1 protein-coding gene is annotated in these 706 nt (G+C 71.8%); it reads right to left on the bottom strand.

The window, feature by feature from the left end:
* Positions 1-706 (bottom strand): AMP-binding protein (locus BFF77_RS32215; protein ID WP_425424465.1); only part of this gene is annotated, 706 nt, incomplete at both ends.

Below are 706 nucleotides of genomic sequence, written 5' to 3'. Positions count from 1 at the left end.
CCGCCTCGACCTCGCCCGGCTCGATGCGGAAGCCCCGCAGTTTGATCTGGTCGTCGCGGCGGCCGACGTACTCGGCGTTGCCGTCGGGCAGCCAGCGGGCCACATCACCGGTGCGGTAGACGTACTCGCCCGGTACGAAGGGGTCGGGCAGAAACCGTTCCGCGGTCAGATCCGGCCGGTGCAGATAGCCGCGCGCCAGGCTCGCGCCCGCGACGAAGACCTCGCCCGCCACTCCGACCGGTACGGGCCGCAGCCGCCCGTCCAGCAGATACAGCCGGGTGTTGTCCAGCGGACGGCCGATCGGACACTGGCGTTCGCGGGGCCCCGGATCGTCGTAGGCGGTGGTGTAGAGAGTGGTCTCGGTCGGCCCGTAGCCGTAGAGGACGCGCAGTCCGGGCAGGGCCTGCCGCATCCGGTACAGCGCCGACTCGGGCAGCGACTCCACGCCCGTCAGCAGGTGGCGCAGCGCCAGTCCCGCCAGACGCGCGGCGGGATCCTCGTCGATCCACTTGACGTACGACGGAGGCAGGAACGCCTGGGTGATCCGGTGCTCGCGCAGCCAGCCCATGAGCGCCTCGGGATCGCCGCGCAGCTCGTCGGGGACGACATGCAGCACGGCGCCGGTGGTGAGGGGCATGAGGATCTCGTGCACCGAGGCGTCGAAGCCGATGCTCGACCAGAACGACGCGGGCTCGCCCGGGGCCGG

Source organism: Streptomyces lushanensis (assembly GCF_001700515.1).
GTDB lineage: Bacteria > Actinomycetota > Actinomycetes > Streptomycetales > Streptomycetaceae > Streptomyces > Streptomyces lushanensis.
This window is presented reverse-complemented; position numbering and strand designations above follow the sequence as displayed.